This window comes from Nostoc sp. FACHB-133, assembly GCF_014698055.1.
Classification (GTDB): domain Bacteria; phylum Cyanobacteriota; class Cyanobacteriia; order Cyanobacteriales; family Nostocaceae; genus Nostoc.
Map to the genome: position 1 here is coordinate 100,880 of NZ_JACJSH010000008.1, position 22,616 is coordinate 123,495.

Consider the following 22,616-nt stretch of genomic DNA (forward strand, 5'->3'; position numbering starts at 1 on the left):
AGCTTTTTCACCGACGATTTCCACGATATTTAAATCGATTTCGCATATTTCTATCAAAACAACTGAGGTCGATGATGGGGAAGATTAAAGAATTTATAATATCTATACCTAAAATTGAGAGAGCTTAAATGGACGCTTCAGCCTCAGCTATTTTAGCTACTCTCCTACTAGCACACGCCTTAACCTGGTGTCTAAGTGTATGGTAAGATTGCCTGGAACAGAGGTTTTATTTGAGTTGGAGTCTCGTTGAAATTGCGAAGGTCAAGCTGACCGATCATTAACTCCCACGATACTTTTCCTATTTATTTGGAAAATATACAACAAGACTGGTGGCGATCTGAGTGTAATTTGTAGATGAATATCTAAAATTTGCTACCAGACTAAACCAATTTCCCACAATTTTGACTTTTATTTGACTTTTAGGATAGACACATGAACGATAAGCTGATGCTAATGATTCCAGGCCCAACCCCGGTGCCAGAAGCTGCTTTACTGGCATTAGCCAAGCATCCGATTGGACACCGTACCAGTGAATTTAGCAACATCTTGGCAGAGGTGACGGAAAACCTGAAGTGGTTGCACCAAACTCAAAGTGATGTGCTGACACTGAATGTCAGTGGTACGGGTGCTGTAGAAGCTGGAATAATTAATTTTCTCTCTCCAGGCGATCGCATTTTAGTTGGCTCTAATGGTAAATTTGGCGAACGCTGGGTAGAAGTTGGTCAAGCCTACGGTTTGAATGTAGAAGAAGTTAAGGTGGAATGGGGAAAACCCTTAGACCCCGCAGTATTTGCCGAAAAACTCCAAGCAGATACTCAAAAGCAAATTAAAGCTGTAATCATTACCCACAGTGAAACCTCGACAGGTGTGTTGAATGACCTAGAAAGCATCAACCGCCATGTCAAAGAACACGGTGAAGCTTTAATTATCGTTGATGCCGTCACAAGCTTGGGTGCGTCCAATCTACCCGTGGATGCTTGGGGTTTGGATATAGTCGCCTCCGGTTCTCAAAAAGGTTATATGATTCCGCCGGGATTAGGTTTTGTCTCTGTCAGCCCCAAGGCTTGGGAAGCTTACAAAACTGCGAAGCTGCCAAAATATTATTTGGACTTAGGCAAATATCGCAAAGCCACAGCCAAAAATACAACTCCCTTTACTCCACCCGTGAACTTGATCGTAGCATTACACACCACGTTGCGAATCATGAAAGAGGAAGGATTAGAGTCAATATTTGCTCGACATGAACGGCTGAAAAATGCTACCCGCGCCGCCATTCAAGGGTTGAATTTGCCCCTATTTGCAGCAGATAGTTCCGCTAGTCCGGCGATTACGGCTGTAGCACCACAGGGAATTGAATCGGATAAGATTCGGTCATTGATGAAAAAACGCTTTGATATTGCCCTTGCAGGTGGTCAAGACCATTTGAGTAATAAGATTTTCCGCATTGGTCACTTGGGCTTTGTGAGCGATCGCGATATCCTTAGCTGTATAGCATCTTTAGAAGTTACCCTAACAGAACTTGGATACAAAGACTTCACCCCTGGTTCTGGTATAGCAGCAGCAGTTAAAGTGTTTAGTCAGTCCTAATAAATCAAAAGAGCGAGTTAAATTATCAACTCGCTCTTTTGATTTGTTGTATATAAATAAGTAGAAACCACCAGAGCTAATAAACCTATATATCAACCTTTGTACAAGGTAGAGTTGATGTGACATACTTTTATTCTCTTAAATGAGACCAACTTGCCCTAGATAGTATTATTTGCTTCCAAGAGAGTCACACAGCTTATTTGACACCAAACAATACCAGCTTTGGCAACTTAGTACGATCCAGAATTTGCATAATCATAATATAGTATTGTTTGAGATTCCGGTAACAGCCTTTTGATAGAGACTTTTAATCCAAAACCCAAAATTGGCATAAATTATGCCGTCTCCAGCCAATCATAAATTTGTTCTAACTGTTCTAGAGTAATCAAACCATACTGCCAAAGAATCATTGCCAAAGGGCCTGGGTCTTGCTCCCGATGGCGCAGTGCAACAGCCAGCGATGCTGTGGAAATTGCCAAATCTTCTTGCAAAAAATGAATCAGTCGAGAATATTTTGATGGTGACATTTGAATCTCACCTCCTTGTGCAGAATGTATTGTCATATATCAGTTCACCATTGCTCGGTAGCCAGTAGCCAGTATTTCATCTGTCACTGTGCCGTTATTGGCTATACACCCCAGCACAGTTTTTTTTGATTTGCCTTTAAGAGAGGCTTATCATCTGCTCAATTATCAAGCAGCATTTTTACTTAATTCAATGACTCCATCTTGTTTACTTGTGTAGTTTTTTAATTACACATGTAGTAACAAAGATTCCATAACCTATACTCTCTTATTGGCGACTATTTACACTTACGCCGAAGGGAATATTTTTGCAACCAAACCTCAAGTTCGCGATTTCAGATTGGAGACATTAGAATTTTACATTTATTACCACAGTTTTTAAATAGTAGCGTTACAGATGACTTTTTGCTACAACACGTGACATTTTTTACAGAAAAAACATAGATTTAGGTAGTATACGGTCTGAACAGAGCAACTATCCAAATCTTTATCCTTGAAAAGTAGCTAAGTCTTAGAACTCTCAATTTTGACAATATCGCCCACTTTCAATTTCAATTCGGCAGCTCTTCCAGAGCGAAGTTCAATTACCTTATCGATTGGTGTGTTGGGGCCATAAGTAGGACAAGGCTCACTTGCACAAGGAGGTGCAGCAGATTGGATATATTTAACTACACCGTTCTGTAAAAATACCATATCCAAGGCTACAGGTACATTTTTCATCCAGAAACTAACTGGTTGTGGTGAAGCGAACCCAAATAGCATTCCTCGGTCATCTGGTAAAGCTGGTCGATACATCAACCCCATTTGTTGCTGTTGTGGTGTCTTCGCGACTTCTAGCTGAATAGTTGTGCCATTGGGAAGAATGGCTTTTGCAGAAATTGGTAGTTTTTGACCTAAACTCGCTGGGGTTGGAGGTTTAGAATCAGACGTGGGGGTTGGAGGTTTAGCCGTTGTTGGCACAGAACAGCCCATCAATAAAACACTCAGCAACATTGAGAATAAACCTAGCCAACGATTCATAATTATTTTTGATTTTGTAATTTAGATTTCAATTTTACAGAATTTAAGCTAAAAAGCTCACGCTTTTATTTGTCTGGTAATACACAGCCGTTTTCAGGCTGAATTAACTAGACAATGGGCTTAAGCCCATTGTCAAAAGTAGGCAAACTTTTGCCATCTCTACTAGGATTCTCTTAAAACGTACCCTACGCCGCGCACTGTCTGAATTAGGCGCTTTTGACCTTCATCTTCGATTTTGAGGCGCAGGTAGCGGATGTACACTTCAATGACATTGGACTCACCCAGAAAGTCATAACCCCAAACATTTTCTAAAATTTGTTCGCGGGTTAACACCTCACGGGGATGTTCCATTAAGAATTTTAATAGTTCAAATTCCTTCATTGTCAAGTCAATTGCCCGACCGCCGTGGATAGCACGGCGACTTGCGATGTCTAAAATAAGATCCCCAAAGCGTAATTGCTCCGTGGTATCCACATCGGGTTTTAAGTAGAGGCGAATTAACTTCAAAAAGTCTTCTGAGCGGTAAGGTTTGAGGATGTAATCATCCGCTCCTGCTTCTAGACAAGCTACACGATCGTCAACGGTATCCCTTGCCATTAAAATCAACACAGGCGATCGCATACCAGTGCTTCTCAGATTTTTACACAATGAGAGTCCTGATTCTCCTGCTAGCATCCGGTCTAAAACAATTAAAGCAGGTTGGCGATCGCGACAGTATTGCAAACCACTGGTCGCATCATGAGCCAATATCGATTCATAGCCAGCTTCTTGCAAATCGCAAGCAAGCTGATTTGCTAGGCTCTCATCGGTTTCAATCACCAAAACACAGGGACTTGGAGCAACTGTCATAACAATTTGGGATATTGGATTTGGGATTGTAAAGATGTTCCAGAGAAAATCTTTACATCAGTTATAAAGTGCAATTACGAGTTTTTAACGATGAAGCAATCCTGATTTGACGCACGGCTAAGAATCTTTTAGCACGTTCAGGTGTCAGCAATCGAATTCTCGGATGCAATCTTAATAACTAACTCCAAATACCATCCCTATACCAGTAATTCTGGACGGAAATCAGTAAATTGGGAATTGGGAAGAGGACAAGGAGAATTGGGGACAAGGGGAAAGACTTGTTTCAAGTTCTCACCTCTTGTCCCCTTGTCCCCCTATTCCCCATTTCCCATTCCCAATGCCCAATCATTACGGTAATTCTACCGAAGTTGGTTTGGCAATATGTGGTAAACCCCAACCTAATTTTTCTCGTAAAATTCGGAAAAACTCAGGCGGTTGCAGGCGAATAAATCGCACACTATATTGCGATCGCTCCATATATACTCTATCTTCTGGTAGGACATAACACCCTCCATTACCATCCACCACCATCACTAGCCGAGGAATGTTGACTGGATAAATGTTCACCGATTCAGTATCTGGAAATACCAATGCTCTAGAAGCTAGAGAATGGGGACAAATGGGTACTAGCTGTAAAACAGGTACGCCAGGAGTCACAACTGGGCCACCAGCACTCAATGAGTAAGCTGTAGAACCAGTAGGCGTAGAAACAATCACACCATCCGCCGCGATATCTACTGGTGCATGACGACCTATGGCAATTTCAAAATGGCACATAGAGGTCAAAGGTTCTCGGTGCAGTACCATTTCATTCAAGCAGAGAGCTTCCCACAGTACTGCATCTCCCCGAAATACTTTGACGGTGAGCATGGCTCGTTCTTCAATTTCATACTCACCGTTCATTGCCTGTTCTAGCGCTTGGGGCAATTGATTCAGGAAAGTTTCTGTCAAAAATCCCATGTGACCGGTATTCACTGTTAATAGTGGAATACCACAGGGGGCTACCTGACGAGACGCTGCTAAAACAGTGCCGTCTCCCCCTAACACCACTGCAAACTCCATATCTGAGTCAAAACCAGGGGGCGTTAGACCGTCAATGGGGGTGTGGCATACAGGACTATCTGGATTAGAGTAGCCCAATATTCCACCGATACTTGATGTGATAAACACATCCCAACCGGCTGCGGTTAGCTTGTCTTCCAACTCGATAGCGACACGACCCGCTATCGGTTTAACGTCATTGTAGATAATGCCTGCTTTCGGCACACTCAAATATCCAAGTTTAGGCGATGCTTTGTATTATGTAATCCTTACACATTTTGGGTCATGTAGTCATTAATCTGGAGTCGAATATCCAGAGTGTAGAGTTTCATGACTAATGTCTCTTCTGTAATTACTATTGACTATTGGCTTTTGAAGACTGTTTAAAAGGAGCTTTTTTAGGTTTCTGCTTTTTATTTTTATTTTTCTGGTAGTCTACCTCTTTGAGCTTCTTCATGATTCGGCTGAAATACTCTTGGAGATAGCTTTCTAGAGTTGTGGTTTGTTGCGGATCTAAGCCAAAAACTGTATATACTTCATCCATTGAAGCGTTTAGCTGTTTACCACTAGCCAATACTTCTGTAAACGCTAGCCTGTCGGCTACATTCCATCCCCACTGAAAAGACCGCATTAAGCCCCGCACGGCACGCAGTACGCTGATTGGCATCCGCGTTACCCTGGCATCTTTTCCAGATAAGCGTTCGCACAGGTTGATGATTTCTTCTGCACTCCATGCACGAGTACCAACTACAGGAAAAGTTTGGTTTTCCGTTTCGGGCACACTCAATGCACGGATTGCAAACTTAGCAATGTCCTGAGTATCCATATAGGCAATGGGAGAAGAATTACCTGTCACCCAAACTGGCTGTCCTTCCAAAATGGGAATCCCATATTGACCGATTAACCCTTGCATAAAACCAGCTAGCCGCAAGATGGTATAATTCAAGCCTGACTCAGCTAAGAATAGTTCTGTACAACGCTTAATTTCCATTAGCGGTACTTCTGGGTATTTATCCGCATCCAAAATTGAAAAGAAGATAAAGCGCTCTACACCTGCTGCTTTTGCTGCTTGAATTAATGCTACTTTGCCCTCCCAGTCAACTTGCTTGATACTCAGTGAATCTGTAGGGCGAGATGTTGACGCATCAATAACTTGGGTTACACCAACTAAAGCTGCCGCTAGGGTATCGGGGTAACGTAAATTTCCTGGTACAAGTTCTGCACCCCATTCTTTGAGAAAAGCTGCTTTTTTACTACTCCGCACGAGGCAGCGTACTTTATATCCCTCATCGATTGCACGACGAGCCACTTGTCTTCCTAAGGTGCCAGTGGCACCGACGATTAATAATGTCATGAGGTTTGTAATAAATTTTAATGTTTTATGAAAAGAATGTTATCAGAATAACCTATGTAAACAAAAGTTTACATCTTTTCTAAGAAAATCGTTTGTTATGGAAAAATTCATGGGAAAATTGCTGTCCGGTAAACGGACAAGCTTTTTTCCCACTTAGCGAAAAGTATGAACGCCAGCTTGGGGCGAACAGAACTTTTCAAGGCAGAGAAAAACCTCTTCCCTCTTAATAGTCAATACCAAAGAAGAATTCAGAATTCAGAAGCCAGAATCCAGAATGGATTCTGTGCGACTGGATGGAGAATCGAGGTTTAAAGCCCCGATTTTAATCGTGGAGAAGAAAAAATTCTTTCCGATTGTTAACCCTGACTTGACTGCTGGGGTATTCTGAATTCTAAATTCTGTCTTCTGACTCCTTCTCATCGTAGAAGTTATTCTTCTCCGCCTTGAATTTTCAGTAACAATGCGCCTAAGCCCCAGCCCACGAAGATTAAACCGAAGGACAATATAGCTGCATTCAAAATTTCGCCGCCCATTGGTGTGATTCTCCTTATGCAAATTAGTGTGTGTAAACTAGGTCTAGCAGAAGCTTTTCAATAGTTACTGTAGGATTAGACCTGTGTAAATAATTTTAAACTAGTTTAGCAAGTAATCCCTACTGGTTTGGGGGGCAATCCCTACTGTAGAACGGGAAATGAGGGGGATGGGGAAAATTTTAATGATAATAATTATGAATAAATTTTATGTATCAAAATAATCAAGGTGATTTAGTGAATTTTAGCAAAAAGAATCGCCCACGTTTGGCGCTGACGCTGGGAGATCCGGCGGGTATTGGGCCGGAGGTGATTTTAAAAGCTTTAGCAGAACCGGAAATTAGTAAAAAATACGACGTAACAGTTGTGGGTAATGGGAATTTGCTGGCACAGACTTATCACAAATTGAATTTAATCGAAAATTTAGCACCTTTGGCAAATCCAGAAGAGTTGTCTGTCTGTGATGTGCAATTGGATGGAGAAATTAAAGGTCAAATTATTCCCGGCATAGGAAATGCGGCCAGTGGTGCGGCTAGTTTTACCTATATGGAATATGCGATCGCACAAACACTCGCTGGTAAATTTGATGGGATAGTCACGGGGCCGATCGCTAAATCTGCTTGGAAAGCCGCAGGGTATAATTATCCAGGGCAAACGGAACTTTTGGCACATAAGTCAGGTGTTGACCGTTTTGGAATGTTATTTGTAGCGCGATCGCCCCATACTAACTGGACACTCCGCGCTTTACTTGCGACTACACATATTCCTTTACGTCAAGTAGCGGATACATTGACACCACAATTGTTGACACAGAAATTGGATTTGCTGGTGGAGTGCTTGGAAAAAGATTTTGGGATAGAAAATGGGAGAATTGCGATCGCAGGTTTGAATCCCCACAGTGGCGAACAGGGACAATTGGGACATGAAGAACAAGATTGGTTAATTCCCTGGTTGGAGCAAGAGCGGCAAAACAGACCAAAATTAGAGCTAGATGGGCCAATACCGCCAGATACGATGTGGGTTAAACCTGGTCAAGCTTGGTATGGAAATTCTTTAGTCCAAAATCCTGCTGATGGCCACTTGGCACTTTACCACGACCAAGGCTTAATTCCTGTGAAGCTGATGGCGTTTGATCGAGCAGTTAATACTTCTATTGGTCTTCCTTTCGTTCGGACTTCACCAGATCATGGAACAGCATTTGATATTGCGGGTAAGGGAATTGCTGATGCTACAAGTATGAAAGCAGCGATACATTTAGCAGCTGAGTTGGTTAGTCAAAGATTGGCGGCGAGAAAACTATGAATTATTTCATGATTTATAACTAGACTTGTCCAAAGAATCATGGAAGTGCAACCAAGAGAAATTAGAAATTATCTGACAGGAGATGAAAAAAATATTTTTGATGAGTGGCTTGATTCTCTGCGAGATAGAAGAGTAAAAGCTAAAAAAAGAGCCAGACTTGATCGAGTTTAAGATGGTAATTTAGGTGATTGTAAGTCAGTTGGAGAAGGTGTTTTTGAATTGAGAATCGACTATGGGCCAGGCTACCACATATACTTTGGACAAGAAAATATAACAATTATTATTCTTTTATGTGGTGGAGATAAAAACACTTATAAACAAGATGTTGATAAAGCTCAGGAATATTGGAAAGACTATAGGAGTATAGATAATGCCTAAAAGTGCAAGCTATCACGAAGGACTAGTAAAACATCTCCAAGATCCATTAGAAGCAGCATCTTATATCGAAGTAGTTCTAGAAGAAGGCGATCCTAAAATGTTAGGGAAAGCACTCAAAAATGTACTTGAGGCACAGGGTGGAATTGATCAGTTTCCAGCGCAAGTTAAGCAATGCTATGAGCAACTCGACTTGATGTTATCTGAGCAAGGTGAAATTGAATTTTATTGTCTGAGGAAATTACTGGATGCATTGGGATTACAGCTAGCAGTAACAGTGAAGTCAGTATGAGGTGATTTTTTAAGGATTTAAATCGCTCAGTCTTATACCTTCCCAATTTATTTTTACAATTTATAAATCGCCTCTCAAAGTTATTTACTAATTTCGAGGGAAGCTATTTTGCATATCCCAGTCATTCACTAGTTGTTTGTCTGGTTTTTTTGTTTCCTCATGTTGGAAGCTGTCATTTAACAGTATATATAAAAATTCTAATTTATTACTTTAACTCTTTGACTCTTTGACTTTATCATCGAACCTATTTACTAGCTTCAAGTAAAGGTGATTTATAAATACCAGCCATCTGTTTTTCGGACGGCTGGTATTTATTTTTTGTGCTTTTGTGGTTAGAGAAATAATAGGCTAACGCCTAGATTGAATGAAATAAATAAAGAGTTGTACTCCAATAGTCGTGGAGTGGAATCGACTTTAAATATTTTTTCTTAAACGCTTCGCGCTGAAGAAATAAAGAATAGGCTAACCCCTAAAAGTATATGAAGAAAATAAATAAAGAGTTGTACTCCAATAGTCGTGGAGTGGAATCGACTTTAAATATTTTTTCTTTGAACGCTTCGCGCTGAGGGTAGGTGTAATTAGTTTGATTTGCAGAGTTGAAATTTTCAGGAGTTAATAATGGATTTAGCTAAAATTGAAACTATTGAAGACTTTGGTTGCGATCTTCAAAGTCTTCATTACTTGTGCAATCATCAATTTGGCATGAAGTCAATGCCTTCTAGTAAGATTGCTTTTGGTCGAACTCACAAACCGTTTGGAAACGAGGTAATACTACTATACCCTCCGGTAATTAACAAAGGACATTCGGATGAGACGGTTAATCGACTTGGCAATCGCATTCTTCCAGGATGGAATTCTGCCTTACTCTGCCATTATCCTCCAGGTGTTGGCATGAAACGACACCGTGACCACCGCGCTTTTGAACCTCTGGTAGCATTAGTCAATATTGGACGTGCTACTTTCTGCATTGATACTCAAGGGTATAGTAATAAATATCACCTTGAAGATGGTCAGGTTATCAAGTTTTATTCTAATCTTCACCATGAACTACTTCCGGTTGTATCTGATCGCTGGTCTTTGTCCTTTCGCCGGATTAAACCACACGATCTACGGTTCTAAACTTATGTAATCCTTTTCATGTAAGGATTATGAGCCTGTTCTTGTATCGCTGATGTCACTCTATATTAAATCTTTGTAACTTGCGCTCCCATCGGAAATACAAACTTTCTCCATCCACCTCGTCTGTCTCTTCACTTTCATCAATGAGGTCTTGGTTTTTCTCCTCTAATTCGCGCATATACTGCCTGAGTATACCCCCAACAGCGATCGCTCTACTTTTATGCAGTTGACGGGTTAACTCTAAAAACCATTCTCTATCACCCACTAAATCTGACTCTTTTACCTGATACTTGAGAATTTCAGGGATAAGTAGTGAAGGGTTATGATGTTTAGCGATCGCGCTAGTATTAACAACAGGCTGGTAATCAATCCGTAAGCACTGCTGCCATAACGCTACCCATTTGGCATGAGAAAGATAGCCATGACTGAAATACGAAGGCGGCACCATTGCCAAAATATGTAAATGCGGGTGTGCTGAGACTCCATCTCTACCTTTAGTTACTTCTGTGGATTTTACCCAACCTTTTGCAGGCCATGCCTTCAATTCAGTAAATCGCTTAAAAGCTTTATTTATCGAATCCAAGTTTTCCCTGAGTTCCTCAATCTGGCAATTTTTTACAGTCAAGGTGACAAATAGCCAACGGTACTTGGGGTAATCAGTTACAACCTGTGGGAGAATTTTGTAAGCTCTTGCTTTCCACATTAGCGATCGCCGCCACTGACAAACCGGACAGTGACGAACTCTACAAAATCGGGCATCGGATAACTTTAACTTGAGAATACCTTCCGATTCGTCTGGTACTAATTGAAATTTCAGCAACTCGGAACATATTTTCATGCGCCAAGCATATTGGTGAAAATAATGTTCGTCTGCTTTGGCGTAATAATACAAAACTTTATCAGTATTAGCTCTGTGCTTGTCCCAAATTTTCCCTATAGGTGAAACTTCGGATAAACTTTGTAAGTTTTGATTTTTCTGAAACTTATCTTGAGACGATATATTAAAAGCAATAAAGTTGCTGTCTGAGGCTTGAGCAGACACGAAATTACCAAATGAGTTTAGTATCAACGCCCCAAACTAACGCAAGTTATACGGTCAAGCCTCAGTAAAAGTATTTAAGTAAACAATAAGACTAATGCTGACTCAGATGAATCATTTTTTGTTATAAACTACTCCTGAAATCGCAAAGCTCAAGAAGTAGTATTTTCTTCGGGTGCTTCAAACTTATAACCATAGCCGCGTACAGTTTTAATAAACTCTGGTACGCTAGGATCGACTTCCATTTTCTTGCGAAGCTGACCAATATGTACGTCAACCACCCGGCCATCTCCTACGTAGTCGCAACCCCAGATTTTTTGGATTAATTGTGGGCGACTCCAAGCCTGATTAGGATGACTTGCCAAAAAATGTAAAATATTAAATTCCAGTGCTGTTAAAGCGAGAAGCTTATCGTTTAGTATTACCTCCCGTCCCTCTGGATTAATTACTAGCTGCTTGAAAATAATCCGTTGTGTTGGTGAAGGGTTGATGTAGCGTATCCGCCTCAAAAGAGCTTCTATTCTAACTTCTACTTCTGCAAGACTAAATGGTTTAGTCATGAAATCATCAGCACCTGCACTCAAGATTTTAATTTTATCAGCTTCATCAGTCCTACTAGTCAGTATCAGCACTAAAACATTAGTTCGACTCTGCATTTCTTGACAAAGGCTATAACCATTAACATCTGGCAAATTCCAATCCAGAATTACTAAGGCTGGGTTGAATTGCTCAAACATCGATAAGGCAGTCTTACCATCTGCTGCTGCCTCTATTTGATATTTCCGACTCAAAAAACGATGAACGAGATTTCTCACGCCGAAGTCGTCATCAACAATCAGAATTTTAGGAGTAGTAGCGGTAATCATAACCATAATGCTGCCTATTGTAGATTGGGCGATTCGCTGTTGTCCCAGTTTTGCTGTACGTGTTTCTGTTGAGAGTGGATTCACGCGCGTCTCTGCTGAGTACGATCGCTACTGTAGTACTTGTATACAATTAATTTTCCATGAAGTTTATGAAAACTTCAGCCACCGTAATGCTGATAAATTGTATGATTTTTGTATGATTTTTGTATAATTTTGAATTTACATTGTATAATTATTGACTTTAATACTTAAGATAAGTGTAATGTGAGACAATTTTTATAATCAGAAATAGTCTAGAGAGACACCAGACGCTACGGCAGTTTCCTACAACTTTGGAAAAGCAATGTACTCCCTGATTAATTAGTGATTCGTAAAGGCCCACAAACTAAGCCATAAACCAATTTAGATTCTACCCAATCCTACTTGAACTAACTAGTATCTGCTCCTGAAGAGGGACTACGAAAATTCACTCTGGGTGCATTTACATGTAGCTACCCTTTTAAGCATATACTATACTACAAATTTCAGCCTGAGACTATGACAAGCCAAGGACTCAGAGCATCACCAGAAGGTATAAGGGCAGCAAAAACAGCTTTAACAGACAAAACTTGGAGTCAGCATAAATTAGCGATAGCTTTAGGCATTACACGTCAACCAGTTTCCAAATTTTTTGCAGGTGAGTCAGTTTCCCGATCTTGTTTTGTGCAAATTTGCCAGCAGCTAGGTTTGTCTTGGCAAAAGGTTGCTGGTTTACCTGAAAATGTGGCATTTGAGGTAACTACTAAGACGCAAATCAAAGGTACTGACCTCGATACACTGGTGCGGGAAGTGCGTCAAAAGCGCCAAGAGAAAATTCAAGACCAGTGCAACACTCTGCAAATGTTGGACATTTCCCAGACAGTCCAACTGATGGATATTTACACCAATACTAATGTCTTAGAGGAGATAGTAAGCCTGCAATGGCAAGAAATTTCTGACCTGTTGAAAGACTTGAAATCGGAATCAGACTTTAATCAACTTGGAGGATACAACCGTCAGAGAAGATTACCAGGGTTGGAAGCAGTATTAAGGCACTCAAAACTGATGGTGCTGGGTAAACCAGGGTCAGGTAAAACTATATTTTTACAATATCTAGCGATTGAGTGTAACAAAGGCAATTTTCAGCCAAACCGCATCGCAACTTTTATTAGGATGAAAGAATTTGCTGAAGATGTCAAAAATGATAGTGAATTCAATCTATTAAACTACATCATCCAAGATTTTATCAATTGCGGTGTTGAAAAGGAATCAACTAAAACTCTTCTGACAGAAGGAAAACTGCTGATTTTGCTAGATGGATTAGATGAAGTGCCAGCAGAAAAGGCAGAACAATTAACAATCGAAATTCGGAGACTTACCCAAACTTTTTACAAAAATCAGTTTGTTATTAGCTGTCGGATTGCTGCCCAAAAATATAGATTTCAGGGATTTACTGAAGTTGAGTTAGAAGACTTTGACCAAGGACAAATAGAATTTTTTGCCAAAAATTGGTTTGTTGGAGTTGCTCTTAAGTCTAAAGAAGATGGGGAAGCAATAGGAAATTTATTTATTAATCAGCTTCATCTACCAGAAAATCAGCATATCCGAGAATTGGCGGTCACTCCCTTACTGCTACATTTGATTTGCTTAGTGTTCCAAGTAAAAAATCAATTTCCCGTAAATCCAGCCAAGTTATATGAGCAAGCACTGAACATTTTGTTGGTCAGATGGGATGAAGTCAGAGGAATTAAACGCGATCGCGTTGCTTATAATTTAACTCTAGCAAGTAAGAAAAAGCTGCTTTTTCAACTTGCAGCTATCACTTTTGAGCAAAAAAAATACTTTTTTGAACAAGAAAATATCCTGCAACTTATTGCTGACTATCTTGAACCCATACAAAATCTTAACTCTGATGCAACTCAATACCAGCTAGATAATGAAGCAGTGCTAGAAGCAATTGAGGTACAGAATGGGTTATTGGTGGAAAGGGCACGGGGAATTTACTCTTTTTCTCATCTGACATTTCAAAAGTATTTCACGGCTCGAAAAATTGTTGAAAGTTACCAAGACTATGATTGTAACAATCTCGTCAATCATATAACTGAAAGGCACTGGCGGCAAGTATTTTTACTAACTGTTACTATGTTGCCAAATGCTAATGAAATACTACATTTAATGAAACAAAAAGTTGATTTGCTATTGGCTGACGATGAAAAATTACAGCATTTTCTAACCTGGCTGCATCAAAAATCTAGTTCAGTTTCTAGTAGTTACAAAGCAGCAGGTGTTCGTGCTTTTTATCTCGTTTGCGTTGAGCGAAGCTCTTGCATTTGCAGTAGACATAATGCTTTTGTCTATACCTCTGGTTATGACCTTGAGTGCGCTCTTGTAGGTAACATCACCTTTAATGCAGAGCTTGTATTAGATGAGTTTCTATTCAGTACTGTTGCGTGTATTCACGATCTTGACTTTGCCTTTGAGCATACCCTCAACGATGCCCTCGATCATGCTCATGCCCTTGTTATTGCCTTTGATAAAGCTATTGATATTGTTGTTGATATTAAATTTAAGCAAGTGCTGCAACAACTCAAGAAACAACTACCAAAAATAGATAGTAATCCAGAGCAGTTTAGGGACTGGTGGAAATCTAAAAGCAAAATTTGGGGTGAAAAATTAAGAGATATGCTAATTAAGCATCGCCATATTGGTTATGATTGGCAGTTTACTGAAGAGCAAAAAGAATTGCTCCAAAAATATTATAATGGTAATAAATTACTAGTTGATTGCATCAATATTGCGGCTGATGTAACTCCAATAGTGCGGCAAGAGATTGAAGAAACATTATTATTAGCGATCGCAGATATTGAAAAGCTACGTAATTCCTCTAATATTCGCTGAATACTTTTAATTTTTAGACGATTTTGGATAGGATATAGCGGTTATCAGTTGAGTGCAATACAGACCTAACCCACCACCCCCTTCTCTATAAGGGAAGGGGAGTAAGATTCAAAGCCTCTCTCCTTTTAGGAGAGAGGTTTGGAGAGAGGTCAAACTGTATTGCTTCCATTCGAGAACCTCTGTATTTAATAAAATAGAATAAAGTCTATTATTTAAAATTTATTGTAAATAAGTAAATATCCAAAATATAAATTTTAAACATTTTATTAAAATTACTATAAATAAAAATCTCTTTTAATAGTTCAATTTGACTATATTTGCAATGGGTTAAATGGTAGAAAATATTTTAATTAGCTACTCTATCTCAAGAGAGATTTTGAATAGATTCAGCCTAGAGAAAGAGTAATTAAATATATTGACTCCGTTAAATTGCTATTAATATCGTCAGCAAGGAATACCTATGGTTAACAATTTAGTAGGCGGCATCATTCCCCCACAACCACCAATACAAGGACAATCTGATGCTCATGTCCTAAAGTCTCGTTTAGAATGGGGCGAACCAGCTTTTACAATACTGGATGTGCGCGATCGCAACACCTTCAATCAAGGTCACATTATGGGAGCAATGCCCATGCCCATAAATGAATTGGTAGAGCGTGCAGTACCTTCTTTGGATAAGAGTCGTGATATTTACGTTTACGGTGCTAATGAAGAAGAAACTGCCCAAGCCGCGCAACAACTGCGTTCTAATGGATTTGAGCATGTCTCTCAACTGATAGGTGGTCTTGCTGGATGGAAGGCTATTGGTGGCCCAACAGAAGGGATTGTTGAATCAAAAACTCCCGCAGGTGCAGACGACTACAATATCGTAGATCGGCTAAAGAATCACGAACAAAATCAGCCAAAGGGAGGTACTAGCGCGACGGAAGCCATCAAGAAAGGCGCTAGTAACCTCAAAGACAGCATTCAAGAAGGAGCTAGCAATCTCAAAGAAGGTATTCAAGAGGGAGCTAGCAATATTAAAGAAGGCATTAGTGAATCTAAAGACAGAGATGATTCCAATGTCGGCTCTTAGGCAAAAATAACTGAGAAAATTAGCGATAGACCTCTTGCAGAAATCAAGAATAAAACCCCACTATACCTTTGAGTTACATCAAAGTCTCCCCTGTCTGGTTGCAGGGAGAGGTTACTGGTGGGGTGTTAGAGAATTTTCCAAGAGGTCTAATCTTGATTTTCTATGAGCAGAGAAGTCACAATTCACAAATCGAAAGACAGAATATTTTGACTTTTAATGCTGAAGGACAGGATCAACAAATGTTGTAAAAGACTCCATGAATTACACTGTACAAGAAAAGATGAAAATCTCTCTTGCAATACCCAATACACTATTTTGAAATAGATTTAGTGTTGACTCTAATGTTCAAATAAATCTTTAAATTGCAATAAATCTAAAGAAACTATCGTTGGCAAAAATTCAAAACATTCTTGAGCAATTTCCCAGCGTTCTTCTCGTTTGAGCATTTCTGTTAACTTTTGCTGCACACTAAGTAAGTAACGCACATCATTGGCAGCATAACTAAGTTGAGCTTCAGATAAGCTAATGGCATTACCCCAATCAGAACTTTGAGAGCTTTTATCTAGTTCTACTTTTTCTAACTCTTGCACCACATCTTTGAGTCCGTGGCGATTTGTGTAAGTACGGGCTAACTTACTAGCAATTTTGGTGCAAAAAACAGGGCTAACCTGAATCCCCAGATTGGCCCGCAAAGTGGCAATGTCAAAGCGAGCAAAGTGAAACACCTTTACAACATTGGCCGCTTCGAAGAGTTTTTTTAAATTTGGGGCCTCAATTTGTCCTTTGGCTATGCGAATTACAGTGACTTTCCCTTCTAGGTTGCACAGCTGGACAAGACACAAGCGATCGCGCTGTGGCAATAATCCCATCGTTTCTGTGTCAACTGCGATCGCTGTCGATTCTAAATACTGTCCAAGAGCTGCGTCACTGAGATCGCGATCGCTTACCTGAAAATCTTGTAATGTCATGAATTGTTCAAAAATAATAGCAGTGTCCAACAGATACAAGTCTTGTCAGACACTACATTATTATTGTGCAAAAAATCATAAATTAAATCTACCTAGTGCGAAAAAAGATTTGTGTCAGGTAGACTTCGCCTTGATTATTAGTAGCAACGCCAATTCCAGTCAGGTTGTAATTTCCTTTCAGATTCTTTAGATGTCCGGGACTGTTAATCCAACCAGTAACAGCTTCCTCTACAGGGTTGCTATATCCCCGGTTAAAAGCAACATTTTCCGCCGCACTGTTGTAGCGAATAGGGATAGCTTTGACTCGCCCTTCAAATCCTTGATGGCTAAATGGGGTTTTACCCTTAGCCATATTCTGACTATGAATTCTTGCCTGTCGAGTAATATTTGCATTCAGGGTCAACTTTGGCAGTCCTTTAGCAGCTCGATATCGATTAATTTGCTCAAAAACTGATTTTTCTAGCTCAGTAGTTTTAAAAGTAGGAGTCGATATTGCAACCTGACTGGAAAAAAGCGACAACAGCTTATTACGGGTGGATGTATTCGTAGAAGGATGATTTGGTATCGGAACAGTCGTTAATCCACTAGCAAGGACAAGCGCACTTAAAGCGATGCCAAAAGCAGTTTGTCGGAACATGGAGAATTGCGTGATGTGTAGAGATATAAGACTTCTACTCTACCTTATTGTTCCAATGATATATACCACGATACTATTAAGGATTGATGAATTTCGGCAATCTGGCTACATCCTTTATAAGAAATAGAAAAAATCATTTCCAATTGTCAATATTTCAATAGTTCATCTTTATCAAATAACGGTTATTTTTGCTGAGAATTTAAGATTTTCATGAATTACTAAAAAATAATGTAGTTTCAATTACATTTGTCTATTAAATACTACATAATTCAACATTTAATTTATAGCGGTTCTTAGTTGAGTGCAATATAGACCTAACCCCCAACCCCTTCCCTATAAGGAAAGGGGAGTAAGACTCAAAGCCTCTCTCCTAAAAGTAGAGAGGTTAAACTGTATTGCATTCAAACGATAACTGCTATATAAGACTTACAGATTAGGTATGAAATGTCGGGGCATTCATATAGATACAAAGCGGTTTCCCACAAAGTATTGCCCCTAGGTAAATCAAGGCTTTCACTGCCTTTTTGCGTAATACCATTTCTTTGTGAGGCTGCGCCAAACCCTTTTAACTTCTTTCTTTCTTTGTGTCCTTCTCTGACGAGACGCTGCGCGAATGCGTCCTTTGCGGTAGCCTGCGGCAAGCCGCTGACGCTCTTTCTCTGCGAGACGCTACGCGAACGTCGCTACCACTTTGCTAATGCGTCTACGTTTCTCTTTCTTCTGTCTTGTACTTAAATATGGTTTAGCGTATCTTCATACAAAATTGGTATAAGTCCTAATTTAGAACAAGCTTGTTCCCCAGACTTCAGTCTGGGGAATTTGAGAAAACTTTTATGAGAGAGGTTTTGAATCTTACTCCCCAACGCTAGTAGGTAAGGGGTTGCTCTTGTTAAGTCTGTATTCTATGCAATTGAGAACCGCTATATCAGCGAAGGAAAATTTGTGTGAAGTAGACTTTGCCTGCACTATTGCTGGCGACACCAATCCCCGTCTTATTAAAATTGCCTCTGATGTTGGCTAGATGCCCTGGACTTTTGAGCCAGCCTTGAACGGCTGTCGTCGCAGGGTCAGTAGATCCCTGGTTGTAAGCAACATTTTCACCAGCAGATGTGTAAGAAATACCGATTGCTTGAATACGCTGTGAAAATCCTGTATGTCCAAAGGGAACTTTCCCACTAGCCATATTCTGACTATGAATCCTAGCTTGATTATCAATGGCAGAATTACGAGTTAGTGCTGGTAGCCTTTGGGAAGTTCTGTAGCTATTAATTTGGTTGAAAACCGATTGCTCTACAACAGTAGTGTTGATACTAAATGCTGCAATTTTGAAAGCATCACTTGATATAGATGAAGACACTGGTGTAAAAGTTGAATTTGTTATAGGAGTAGCGATCGCTCCGCTACTGAGGACAATAGTGCCTAAAGCAACGCCGTAGATTGTTCTTTTAATCATGTGCTGAAAGTAAAGTTCCAGACAATCTAATCAAACTAATCTAAATGTGACAAATTGCTTATAGGTCTATATATTTCTGTTTATGCTCTTTTTTGTTCAAACGCTACTACAAAACTTTAAAATTCACAATCTTACGAAAAAAGTGCTGTTTATGAAAAAATTCCCTCTACCATTAGGATTATTTTCGCTATTTAAATAGCATAATTTTATCCACTAAAGCCTCTGTGCGACTAGCTTTGGTTGAGGGTTTATAACTCTTCTTGCACCACACGTAACACTCGTGCAATATATTCTGCACGCCACTGTTCTCGCTCTTTTGTTACTTTTGCATCTGGTTCGTAAGCTTCGATCTCAGTAGCCGATAAAATACCTTTAACCTCTAGTAACCTTTCAATGGTATCCAGACGCTCATGCAGCACAGACACCTCGCCAGTCAAAGCCATGACGATCGCTAACAATTTATCGATTTGTGGATTGTCTAAGTAAACAGGTCGTTTGCCCTTAGCTATTTTTGTCATCCTAATACCAATTCTCTCAAAGTAAGACTACATACACAAAACAAAGAAATCCAGATAAAATCTGGCTTTCTCAATTACGAATTACGAATTGGTATTTACTTTGTTGCAGCAACAACAAACCAAGTGTTTAGGCTGCCTGAGTTACCATTTTGAAAAAGGCCATTAGTTACTTTTGCTTTCCATGCCCCATTAGGGACAAACTTCTCGAATGTCTTATCTGCTGCAAAACCAGCCTCAGTAGCTAACGTCACCAAATCCAGATCGCGTACTGCACTCCAGAAGGGTTCGTTGTTGTTAGCGGTTTCCCAATCAAAAATGAACTGTGTATAAACATCTAGATGATGATACAAGGGTGCTTCCAGATGGAGCATGATTCCACCGGGAGCCAGTAGACGATAAGACTCTTGCATGACTTTACGGACGGCTGGCGGGGGAATTTCATGCAGCAAAATATGAGAAACCACTAAGTCAAATGATTCATCTGGAAAGTTAGTATGTTCGGCATTTTGCTGCCAGAAGTGTACCCGTTTGCCTAATGCTTCGGCTCTTGCATGAGCGTAACGCAACATGGGTGCGCCGACATCGATGGCATGGACTTCTGCATCTGGGTAAGCATCTACGTAGGGTAATGTGCTATTACCAATAGAACATCCCATATCAAGAATTTTTCTGGGTCGAAAGTCTGGATACTCTGGCAGAAGGTAGTTTTGGACTATAGATAGCCCCATATCATTATTCAGCGGCCCCAACCAACCAAGACCATAAAGGTAAGCGCCGCGATCATAGGTTGCGCCAGCAGCTACATCATCAGTAGTGAATTCGCTGTGATATCCTCCAGGCATACAGTGAATGTCTACAGCTTTTTGATAATTAGGTATTTGAAAATTTGGGTCGAGGGTTAAAGTACCCAGTTCACTACCACGATCTTTGGCACGCTCAATCAATTCTGGCAGTTGTCTTTCAACACTGGTATTTACAGCATTCCATAATATTTCCTGGTTGATGCGCTTGAGGGCACTAGTCCATCGGTAGTAGGGTTCATGCTGCATTACTTCCCGAATTTCATGGCGATTTTGGGGAGGACGCTGATGTTCTTGTTCAAACTTCGGCTTGGCTAGTTTTTCATAAACTACTTTATTGCCAGGAGAAATATTCCTGAAAATATGCTTTTTCAGACTTTGCACAAAGTTTTGACGTGCCAACTCATCATGAGTGGGTTGTGGTAGCATAGCGTGTTGGAATTGTTGATCCATCATTAGCTTCTTCCCAAATATTTTAAGTAGATTTACCCTGGATCTAATAACTTAGCTACCGTTTGTACATCTTTATCACCGCGTCCAGAACAGTTAATTACAATCCGAGGACTGCCGCTTAGTTGGGGACATAAGGTTTCAAGATATGCGATCGCATGGGCTGTTTCTAATGCTGGGATAATCCCTTCCAATTTCGATAATTGCTGGAATGCAGCCATTGCCTCTGCATCTGTCACACTATAATATTCAGCGCGACCAGTGTCTTTCAAATAGCTATGTTCTGGCCCCACACCGGGATAATCTAACCCTGCACTAATTGAGTGCGCCTCAATGATTTGCCCATCCTCATCTTGTAATAGATAGCTCATTGCTCCGTGCAACACACCAACTCGTCCTTTTGTCAAGGTTGCTGCGTGTTTTTCAGTATTAACACCTTCTCCGGCTGCCTCAACCCCAATGAACCGTATAGAAGGCTCATTAATAAACTCATAGAATAGTCCCATTGCATTGGAACCACCACCCACACAAGCCAAGAGAATATCAGGCAATGTGCCCCACTTTTCCATTGCTTGGGCGCGAGTTTCTTGGCCGATTACTGCATGGAAATCACGTACCATCATCGGGTAAGGATGGGGCCCTGCTACTGAACCCAAGATGTAGTGAGTTGTTTCCACATTTGTTACCCAATCGCGGATTGCTTCCGAAGTGGCATCTTTCAGGGTTCCAGTTCCCGCTTCCACCGGACGCACTTCTGCCCCCATCAACCGCATTCTGAAAACATTTAAAGATTGGCGTTCCATATCATGAACGCCCATGTAAATTACGCATTCCAGCCCAAAACGAGCGCAAACTGTGGCTGTAGCAACTCCATGTTGTCCAGCACCAGTTTCGGCAATAATCCGTTGCTTACCCATGCGTTTCGCTAACAAAACCTGACCAAGGGCATTATTGATTTTGTGAGCGCCTGTATGATTTAAATCTTCGCGCTTTAGATAAATTTGTGGACCAGTGCGATCGGGTCGCGCATAATGAGCAGTCAGGCGTTCCGCGAAATACAATGGTGTGGCGCGTCCCACATAGTCTCGTAACAACTGCTGTAATTCTGCTTGAAAACCAGGGTCATTGCGGTATTGCTGATAAGCTGTTTCTAATTCAGCAAGGGCAGGCATCAGCGTTTCAGGTACATACTTACCGCCGAAGCGTCCAAAGCGACCTAACGCATCGGGAACCTGAGCAGTTGAACTTGGAGATAGGGGAGTGGTAGTCACAGGCTGTTTTCGATGACGAAAATGACTTAATTATTATAGAAAAGTCTGGGACATATCTGGGTATATCTAGGGAAAGGGGAATGGGGAATGGGGAATGGGGAAGGAGGAAGAAGCAAGGGGGCAGAGGGGAAAGAGGAAATGTTATTCTCCCCAATGCCCAATGCCCAATTCCTGGCAATGGATTTGTAATGTTAGCCTAGAAATTGATATCCCAGCAGAATGGTTGCGTAGAAGTTTCCACTGCCTTTGAAATTTTTCTTAAACATTTATTTTATGTCTTCTTCCAATTCTAAATCTTCTGACAAAAGCTTCGTCTACCGCGAATTTGGTAACGACAACTCCGCCGCCACAGAAAGACCAATTCCAGAACTGCCCCCACAACAACAAAATCTAAAAGTACAAGCTTCTCGCAAAGGACGCAAAGGCAAAACTGTTACAGTGATTAGCGGTTTTCAAGCTAAACCAGAAACCTTGGCAGACTTAGTAAAGCAGTTGAAGACCCAGTGTGGGACAGGTGGGACACTTAAAGATAACGAAATTGAAATTCAGGGCGAACACAAACAGAAAATTGTCGAGATTTTGACCAAGCTAGGTTATAAAGCCAAAATTAGCGGTGGCTAATTTTGAGTG

Annotated in this window: 21 protein-coding genes and 2 pseudogenes; 9 read left to right on the forward strand and 14 right to left on the reverse strand. The window is 40.5% G+C overall.

Annotation, left to right across the window (positions count from 1 at the left end; genetic code table 11):
• Positions 1 to 432 precede the first annotated feature (432 nt).
• Positions 433 to 1,587, forward strand: a complete 1,155-nt coding sequence (locus H6G86_RS09175; RefSeq protein WP_190934048.1) for a pyridoxal-phosphate-dependent aminotransferase family protein — start codon at positions 433 to 435, stop codon at positions 1,585 to 1,587.
• A gap of 335 nt (positions 1,588 to 1,922) precedes the next feature.
• On the opposite strand, the gene H6G86_RS09180 is transcribed toward H6G86_RS09175, so the two are convergent.
• The 6 genes from H6G86_RS09180 to petM all read right to left on the reverse strand — a co-directional run bounded on the left by H6G86_RS09180 (position 1,923) and on the right by petM (position 6,908).
• The gene (locus H6G86_RS09180) at positions 1,923 to 2,150 is read right to left on the reverse strand and encodes a DUF2949 domain-containing protein (protein WP_012410503.1); all 228 of its coding nucleotides are present in this window, start codon (positions 2,148 to 2,150) and stop codon (positions 1,923 to 1,925) included.
• A 465-nt stretch (positions 2,151 to 2,615) separates the two neighbouring features.
• Complete coding sequence (locus tag H6G86_RS09185; RefSeq protein WP_190934049.1) at positions 2,616 to 3,131, reverse strand: DUF192 domain-containing protein; 516 nt, start codon at positions 3,129 to 3,131, stop codon at positions 2,616 to 2,618.
• Between the two features lie 162 nt (positions 3,132 to 3,293).
• Positions 3,294 to 3,980 (reverse strand): response regulator transcription factor NblR, encoded by a 687-nt coding sequence (gene nblR / locus H6G86_RS09190; protein WP_012410505.1) that lies wholly within the window; start codon positions 3,978 to 3,980, stop codon positions 3,294 to 3,296.
• A 348-nt stretch (positions 3,981 to 4,328) separates the two neighbouring features.
• Entirely contained in the window at positions 4,329 to 5,246 is a 918-nt protein-coding gene (locus H6G86_RS09195) for an NAD(+) kinase (protein ID WP_190934050.1), read from the reverse strand.
• A 130-nt stretch (positions 5,247 to 5,376) separates the two neighbouring features.
• The gene (locus H6G86_RS09200) at positions 5,377 to 6,375 is read right to left on the reverse strand and encodes an SDR family oxidoreductase (protein ID WP_190934051.1); all 999 of its coding nucleotides are present in this window, start codon (positions 6,373 to 6,375) and stop codon (positions 5,377 to 5,379) included.
• A 428-nt stretch (positions 6,376 to 6,803) separates the two neighbouring features.
• On the reverse strand, positions 6,804 to 6,908 hold the full coding sequence (gene petM, locus H6G86_RS09205; protein ID WP_012410508.1) for a cytochrome b6-f complex subunit PetM: 105 nt from the start codon (positions 6,906 to 6,908) through the stop codon (positions 6,804 to 6,806).
• Between the two features lie 207 nt (positions 6,909 to 7,115).
• Between petM and pdxA the strand changes: the two genes are divergently transcribed.
• The 4 genes and pseudogenes from pdxA to H6G86_RS09225 all read left to right on the forward strand — a co-directional run bounded on the left by pdxA (position 7,116) and on the right by H6G86_RS09225 (position 9,993).
• Positions 7,116 to 8,207 (forward strand): 4-hydroxythreonine-4-phosphate dehydrogenase PdxA, encoded by a 1,092-nt coding sequence (pdxA, locus tag H6G86_RS09210; protein WP_190934052.1) that lies wholly within the window; start codon positions 7,116 to 7,118, stop codon positions 8,205 to 8,207.
• 39 nt (positions 8,208 to 8,246) lie between these two features.
• Positions 8,247 to 8,585 (forward strand): annotated as a pseudogene (locus H6G86_RS09215) (type II toxin-antitoxin system RelE/ParE family toxin).
• On the forward strand, positions 8,578 to 8,874 hold the full coding sequence (locus H6G86_RS09220; RefSeq protein ID WP_190934053.1) for a helix-turn-helix domain-containing transcriptional regulator: 297 nt from the start codon (positions 8,578 to 8,580) through the stop codon (positions 8,872 to 8,874). Before H6G86_RS09215 ends, H6G86_RS09220 begins: the two are co-directional and overlap by 8 nt.
• A 618-nt stretch (positions 8,875 to 9,492) precedes the next feature.
• A complete protein-coding gene (locus tag H6G86_RS09225) occupies positions 9,493 to 9,993 on the forward strand; it encodes a 2OG-Fe(II) oxygenase family protein (RefSeq protein WP_190934054.1) in 501 nt (166 codons plus the stop codon).
• 55 nt (positions 9,994 to 10,048) lie between these two features.
• Here the strand turns inward: H6G86_RS09225 and H6G86_RS09230 are convergent, their stop codons facing one another.
• Together H6G86_RS09230 and H6G86_RS09235 are read right to left on the reverse strand one after the other, a co-directional pair.
• Positions 10,049 to 11,035: a protein rep gene (locus H6G86_RS09230; RefSeq protein WP_313930765.1), complete on the reverse strand. Its 987-nt coding sequence runs from the start codon at positions 11,033 to 11,035 to the stop codon at positions 10,049 to 10,051.
• Between the two features lie 149 nt (positions 11,036 to 11,184).
• Positions 11,185 to 11,904 carry a response regulator transcription factor gene (locus H6G86_RS09235; protein WP_190934056.1) on the reverse strand — a complete coding sequence of 240 codons (720 nt, stop codon included), beginning with the start codon at positions 11,902 to 11,904 and terminating at the stop codon, positions 11,185 to 11,187.
• A gap of 1 nt (position 11,905) precedes the next feature.
• Here H6G86_RS09235 and H6G86_RS09240 point away from each other — a divergent pair, with 1 nt between their 5' ends.
• The 3 genes and pseudogenes from H6G86_RS09240 to H6G86_RS09250 form a co-directional block, all read left to right on the forward strand.
• A complete protein-coding gene (locus H6G86_RS09240) occupies positions 11,906 to 12,109 on the forward strand; it encodes a hypothetical protein (protein WP_190934057.1) in 204 nt (67 codons plus the stop codon).
• A gap of 326 nt (positions 12,110 to 12,435) precedes the next feature.
• Positions 12,436 to 14,814, forward strand: coding sequence for an NACHT domain-containing protein (locus tag H6G86_RS09245; RefSeq protein WP_190934058.1), 2,379 nt, complete (start codon positions 12,436 to 12,438; stop codon positions 14,812 to 14,814).
• Between the two features lie 460 nt (positions 14,815 to 15,274).
• Positions 15,275 to 15,721 (forward strand): annotated as a pseudogene (locus H6G86_RS09250) (rhodanese-like domain-containing protein); the annotation flags it as partial.
• Positions 15,722 to 16,227: 506 nt separating this feature from the next.
• On the opposite strand, the gene H6G86_RS09255 reads toward H6G86_RS09250, so the two are convergent.
• The 6 genes from H6G86_RS09255 to trpB all read right to left on the reverse strand — a co-directional run bounded on the left by H6G86_RS09255 (position 16,228) and on the right by trpB (position 21,986).
• A complete protein-coding gene (locus H6G86_RS09255; RefSeq protein ID WP_190934060.1) occupies positions 16,228 to 16,857 on the reverse strand; it encodes a ribonuclease H-like domain-containing protein in 630 nt (209 codons plus the stop codon).
• 88 nt (positions 16,858 to 16,945) lie between these two features.
• On the reverse strand, positions 16,946 to 17,494 hold the full coding sequence (locus H6G86_RS09260) for a CAP domain-containing protein (RefSeq protein ID WP_174712648.1): 549 nt from the start codon (positions 17,492 to 17,494) through the stop codon (positions 16,946 to 16,948).
• A 925-nt stretch (positions 17,495 to 18,419) separates the two neighbouring features.
• A complete protein-coding gene (locus H6G86_RS09265) occupies positions 18,420 to 18,947 on the reverse strand; it encodes a CAP domain-containing protein (protein WP_190934061.1) in 528 nt (175 codons plus the stop codon).
• A gap of 248 nt (positions 18,948 to 19,195) precedes the next feature.
• The gene (locus H6G86_RS09270; protein ID WP_190934062.1) at positions 19,196 to 19,465 is read right to left on the reverse strand and encodes a hypothetical protein; all 270 of its coding nucleotides are present in this window, start codon (positions 19,463 to 19,465) and stop codon (positions 19,196 to 19,198) included.
• Between the two features lie 95 nt (positions 19,466 to 19,560).
• Positions 19,561 to 20,721, reverse strand: coding sequence for a class I SAM-dependent methyltransferase (locus H6G86_RS09275; protein WP_199338217.1), 1,161 nt, complete (start codon positions 20,719 to 20,721; stop codon positions 19,561 to 19,563).
• Positions 20,722 to 20,750: 29 nt separating this feature from the next.
• The gene (trpB, locus tag H6G86_RS09280) at positions 20,751 to 21,986 is read right to left on the reverse strand and encodes a tryptophan synthase subunit beta (RefSeq protein WP_190934063.1); all 1,236 of its coding nucleotides are present in this window, start codon (positions 21,984 to 21,986) and stop codon (positions 20,751 to 20,753) included.
• A gap of 273 nt (positions 21,987 to 22,259) precedes the next feature.
• Here trpB and H6G86_RS09285 point away from each other — a divergent pair, with 273 nt between their 5' ends.
• A complete protein-coding gene (locus H6G86_RS09285) occupies positions 22,260 to 22,607 on the forward strand; it encodes a translation initiation factor (protein WP_012410518.1) in 348 nt (115 codons plus the stop codon).
• Positions 22,608 to 22,616 lie beyond the last annotated feature (9 nt).

Bases quoted from the DNA above. Each gene is read 5' to 3' on its own strand.
- H6G86_RS09245 (WP_190934058.1), top strand. From the start codon at position 12,436: ATGACAAGCCAAGGACTCAGAGCATCACCAGAAGGTATAAGGGCAGCA.
- H6G86_RS09255 (WP_190934060.1), bottom strand. From the start codon at position 16,857: ATGACATTACAAGATTTTCAGGTAAGCGATCGCGATCTCAGTGACGCA.
- H6G86_RS09285 (WP_012410518.1), top strand. From the start codon at position 22,260: ATGTCTTCTTCCAATTCTAAATCTTCTGACAAAAGCTTCGTCTACCGC.
- H6G86_RS09275 (WP_199338217.1), bottom strand. From the start codon at position 20,721: ATGATGGATCAACAATTCCAACACGCTATGCTACCACAACCCACTCAT.
- H6G86_RS09260 (WP_174712648.1), bottom strand. From the start codon at position 17,494: ATGTTCCGACAAACTGCTTTTGGCATCGCTTTAAGTGCGCTTGTCCTT.
- H6G86_RS09235 (WP_190934056.1), bottom strand. From the start codon at position 11,904: ATGGTTATGATTACCGCTACTACTCCTAAAATTCTGATTGTTGATGAC.
- H6G86_RS09240 (WP_190934057.1), top strand. From the start codon at position 11,906: ATGCTGCCTATTGTAGATTGGGCGATTCGCTGTTGTCCCAGTTTTGCT.
- H6G86_RS09185 (WP_190934049.1), bottom strand. From the start codon at position 3,131: ATGAATCGTTGGCTAGGTTTATTCTCAATGTTGCTGAGTGTTTTATTG.
- H6G86_RS09270 (WP_190934062.1), bottom strand. From the start codon at position 19,465: ATGACAAAAATAGCTAAGGGCAAACGACCTGTTTACTTAGACAATCCA.
- petM (WP_012410508.1), bottom strand. From the start codon at position 6,908: ATGGGCGGCGAAATTTTGAATGCAGCTATATTGTCCTTCGGTTTAATC.
- H6G86_RS09265 (WP_190934061.1), bottom strand. From the start codon at position 18,947: ATGATTAAAAGAACAATCTACGGCGTTGCTTTAGGCACTATTGTCCTC.
- nblR (WP_012410505.1), bottom strand. From the start codon at position 3,980: ATGACAGTTGCTCCAAGTCCCTGTGTTTTGGTGATTGAAACCGATGAG.
- H6G86_RS09220 (WP_190934053.1), top strand. From the start codon at position 8,578: ATGCCTAAAAGTGCAAGCTATCACGAAGGACTAGTAAAACATCTCCAA.
- H6G86_RS09200 (WP_190934051.1), bottom strand. From the start codon at position 6,375: ATGACATTATTAATCGTCGGTGCCACTGGCACCTTAGGAAGACAAGTG.
- H6G86_RS09175 (WP_190934048.1), top strand. From the start codon at position 433: ATGAACGATAAGCTGATGCTAATGATTCCAGGCCCAACCCCGGTGCCA.
- H6G86_RS09180 (WP_012410503.1), bottom strand. From the start codon at position 2,150: ATGACAATACATTCTGCACAAGGAGGTGAGATTCAAATGTCACCATCA.
- H6G86_RS09225 (WP_190934054.1), top strand. From the start codon at position 9,493: ATGGATTTAGCTAAAATTGAAACTATTGAAGACTTTGGTTGCGATCTT.
- pdxA (WP_190934052.1), top strand. From the start codon at position 7,116: ATGTATCAAAATAATCAAGGTGATTTAGTGAATTTTAGCAAAAAGAAT.